Source organism: Selenomonas sp. (assembly GCF_052169755.1).
Classification (GTDB): Bacteria; Bacillota; Negativicutes; order Selenomonadales; family Selenomonadaceae; genus Selenomonas.
In genome coordinates this window covers 1-3763 of sequence record NZ_JBQNBV010000169.1, presented here as the reverse complement: position 1 = coordinate 3763, position 3763 = coordinate 1, and the positions used below count along the sequence as shown (strand labels likewise).

The 3763-nt window shown below is 59.0% G+C and carries 3 protein-coding genes; all 3 read left to right on the top strand.

From position 1 onward, the window contains the following. Positions 1–192: 192 nt before the first annotated feature. Genes ACTTKG_RS09725 through ACTTKG_RS09715 form a run of 3 tightly spaced genes read left to right on the top strand, consistent with a single transcriptional unit; the run spans position 193 to position 3755 of the window. On the top strand, positions 193–684 hold the full coding sequence (locus tag ACTTKG_RS09725; protein ID WP_442674002.1) for an NADH-quinone oxidoreductase subunit NuoE family protein: 492 nt from the start codon (positions 193–195) through the stop codon (positions 682–684). Positions 685–744: 60 nt separating this feature from the next. Beyond that, positions 745–1995: a complex I 51 kDa subunit family protein gene (locus ACTTKG_RS09720; RefSeq protein ID WP_442674001.1), complete on the top strand. Its 1251-nt coding sequence runs from the start codon at positions 745–747 to the stop codon at positions 1993–1995. Beyond that, positions 1995–3755 (top strand): NADH-dependent [FeFe] hydrogenase, group A6, encoded by a 1761-nt coding sequence (locus ACTTKG_RS09715; protein ID WP_442674000.1) that lies wholly within the window; start codon positions 1995–1997, stop codon positions 3753–3755. The genes ACTTKG_RS09720 and ACTTKG_RS09715 overlap by 1 nt, the downstream gene beginning before the upstream one ends. Positions 3756–3763 lie beyond the last annotated feature (8 nt).

Genomic DNA, 3763 nt, shown 5'->3' with positions numbered 1-3763 from the left:
CAAACCGCAGGCGTAGCAGAGCTACGTCGAGGATTTGTCGACGACGAGAGGACAGTGCAGATGTGTGAAGATGGGCGGCTGAATTTATCCGTGTTTCCTTGACTCATATACGGCTTTCTCTTGAATGAATCCGCGTTTCCTTTTATAATGATAGAAGAGAACTTCTATTTCCCAAGAAAAGGAGCTGCTGCCATGAACGCCATACCGGAAAACCTTGCGCTCGCGACGCGCGAAAAGATTGACCGCGTGCTTGAGGCTCATTCCTACGACCCGACGCAGATCGTCGGCATCCTGCTCGACGTGCAGAATCTCTTCGAGCGTCACTATGTGCCCGAGTCCGCCGCCTACTATGTGGCGGAAAAATTGCCGCTGAAAATTTCTTTGATCTACGACTGTCTGACCTTTTACGCGAGCTTGTCGCCCACGCCGCGTGCCAAATACCCGATCGAGATCTGCGACTCCGTCGTCTGTCGCATCAACGAGAACGAAACGCTTCTCTCAGCGCTCAAAAGTCTCCTTGGCATCGACATCGGCGAAGTCACCTACGACGGACGCTTCACGCTCGAAAAAACGCCGTGCTTCGGTGCGTGCGATATCGCGCCTGCCGTGCGTGTCAACGGCGAAGTCTACGGACACCTCGACAGCCGTGAAAAGATCGAGGATCTGCTCAATACGCTGCAATAACAAAAAAGCAGCGAACTTCATGGAACGGAAACGGAACACACTCACACGAAAGGAGACTATATGAGCAAGGTTTCTTTCATGACAAAGAACTTCCATCGCTACGACCCCATGTCCATCGAATCGTACTTGTCGATCGGCGGTTTCAGCGCACTCAAAAAGGCCGTCACAATGGACGGCGAGGACATCGCCGCGCTTCTCTCCGAAGCGCAGATCAAGGGGCGCGGCGGCGCCGCCTATCCTATGGGGCGCAAGTGGTCGCAGGCGCGTGCCGTCAAAGGCGAGCACAAGGTCATCATCTGCAACGCCGACGAGGGCGAGCCATGCACCTTCAAGGATCGCGAACTCATCACGAACGACCCCTTCAACCTCATCGAGGCCATGACGATCGGCGCTTGGAGCATCCGCGCACAGGACGGCTACATCTACCTGCGCGAAGAGTACGCGCACCTTCGCGCACGCCTCAAGAACGCCATTGAAGAAGCCGAGCGCTGCGGCTTCCTCGGCAAAAACATCCTCGGCAAAGAGGGCTTCAACTTCCGCATCCACCTCTATTCGGGGGCGGGCGCTTACGTCTGCGGCGAAGGCACGGCGCTCATCCGCTCCATCGAGGGCAAGGCGGGCAGACCGCGCATGAAGCCGCCCTTCATCAAGCAGAGCGGTCTTTTCGCGCTGCCGACGTGCGTCAACAACGTCGAGAGCCTTTCCATCGTGCCGCATCTCCTGTTGGACGACAAAAAAGAATACATCGGCTACGGCTCGGGCGAATCCCTCGGCACAAAGCTCGTATCCGTCGGCGGCAACGTCAACTGTCCCGCCGTCTTTGAGATCCCCTTCGGTACGACCGTGCGCGAGATCATCTATGAGCTTGCGGGCGGCATCCAGGGCGGCCGCCGCATCCGCCTGATCCAGTTCGGCGGCGCGTCAGGCAAGATCGCTGACGAATCCATTCTCGACGTCCCCTACACCTACGACGACCTCAAGGCGGCGGGCGTCACGGTCGGCTCGGGGGCGATCCTCGTCGTCGATGAGCGCACGAGCGTCCTCGATTTCCTGCGCATGACACAGGCGTTCTTCTCGCACGAAAGCTGCGGTCAGTGTACGCCGTGCCGCGAGGGCGTTCTCCACATCAAGCTCATCTTGGAAAAGTTCGCGCAAGGCACCGCGACGGAAAAGGATCTCGAAAACATGAAGATGATCGCTCGCATCATGCCCATGTCCGCCCTCTGCGGCCTTGGCGAAAGCGCCGAAAACGCCCTTTCCGCCGCATTCAAGCTCTTTCCCGAAACATTCCGGATCGGAGGCGTACACTGATGGCAGAAGAAAAAGAACTCGTACACCTGAAAATCAACAACATCCCCGTCGAAGTCCCCAAAGGCACGAAGATCATCGACGCCGCACGCAAGGTACACATCAACATCCCGCACCTCTGCTACCACCCCGATCAGCGCGTCAAGGCTCGCTGCCGCATCTGTTCCATCGAGGTCACAGGCAGCCGCCGTCTCATGGCGGCATGTGCGACCGAAGTCTGGGAAGGCATGGAAGTCCATACGGACACGCAGATCGTGCGCGACACGCAGATCGCCATCCTGCAGCTCATCCTCGCCAACCACAACCAAGACTGTCTGAACTGTCCGCGCAACCACCGCTGCGACCTGCAGGAGCTTTGCAGCCGCTTCAACATCGGTCACACGGGGCTTCCCATCGTCGTCGAAAACCGAGAGGACGCGGCGAACAACCCGAGCATCGCACGCGACCCGACGAAATGCATCAAATGCGGCCGCTGCATCCGCGCCTGCAAAGACGTACAGGGCATCGAAGCCTTGAACTTCGCAGGCAGAAGCGACAAGATCACCGTCACGACCGCCTACGACAGCCCCTTGGAAGCGACCGACTGCATCCTCTGCGGCCAGTGCAGCCTCGTCTGTCCGACAGGCGCGATCACGGAAAAAGATGACACGCAACGTGTCCTCGACGCCCTGCAAGATCCGAAGAAGCACGTCATCGTGCAGGTCGCGCCCGCCGTGCGCGTCTCCTTGGGCGACGAGTTCCACCTGCCGCCCGGCGCCATCGTCACGGGACAGATGGTTGCCGCCTTGAAGCGGCTCGGCTTCGACCGCGTCTTCGATACGAACTTCGGCGCTGATCTCACGATCATGGAAGAAGGGCACGAATTCCTGCACCGCTTGGAAAACGGCGGCACGCTCCCCATGATGACCTCGTGTAGCCCCGGTTGGGTCAACTATGTCGAAAAGCATTACAGCGACCTGCTCGATCACCTCTCGACGGCGAAGTCGCCCATGCAGATCTTCGGCGCCGTCGCCAAGACCTACTATCCGAAGCAGGCGGGCATCCCCGTCGAGGACATCGTGACCGTTTCCGTCATGCCATGCACGGCGAAGAAGTTCGAAGCGGCGCGTCCCGAGATGGGCAGGGACGGTCATCAAGATGTGGACATCGTCATCACGACGCGCGAGCTTGCCAAGCTCATCCACTATGTCGGCATCACCTTCCACGATCTGCCCGAAGAGGACTTCGACAGCCCTCTTGGCACAGCGTCGGGCGCGGGCGCGATCTTCGGCACGACAGGCGGCGTCATGGAAGCCGCGCTACGCACCGTCTACGAAAAAGCGACGCGCAAGACGCTCCCTTCCATCGACTTCCTCGCCGTACGCGGCATGGACGGCATCAAGGAAGCAACCGTCGACCTCGATGGACGCAAAGTGCGCATCGCCGTCGCACATACGCTCAAGAACGCCAAGCGCATCTTGGACGATGTCAAAGCAGGCAAAAGCCCCTACGACTTCATCGAGGTCATGGCGTGCCCCGGCGGCTGCCAAGGCGGCGGCGGACAACCTCTCAATACGACGAATGCACGCCGCGCCGAGCGTATGAAAGCGCTCTACGAAATCGACAAGAACCTCCCCGTGCGAAAATCCCACGAAAACCCCGAAGTCGTGCGCATCTACAAAGAATTCCTCGGCGCCCCCCTAAAAGGCAAGGCGCACGAACTGCTGCACACGCAGTTTCACAAGGCGGAGAAGCTCTACGACTTCACAGGCGCAGGAAAATAACGAAAGCA

What these genes read in the sequence shown, in the direction of transcription:
- ACTTKG_RS09725 (WP_442674002.1), top strand. Translation starts at nt 193, where the DNA reads ATGAACGCCATACCGGAAAACCTTGCGCTCGCGACGCGCGAAAAGATT.
- ACTTKG_RS09720 (WP_442674001.1), top strand. Translation starts at nt 745, where the DNA reads ATGAGCAAGGTTTCTTTCATGACAAAGAACTTCCATCGCTACGACCCC.
- ACTTKG_RS09715 (WP_442674000.1), top strand. Translation starts at nt 1,995, where the DNA reads ATGGCAGAAGAAAAAGAACTCGTACACCTGAAAATCAACAACATCCCC.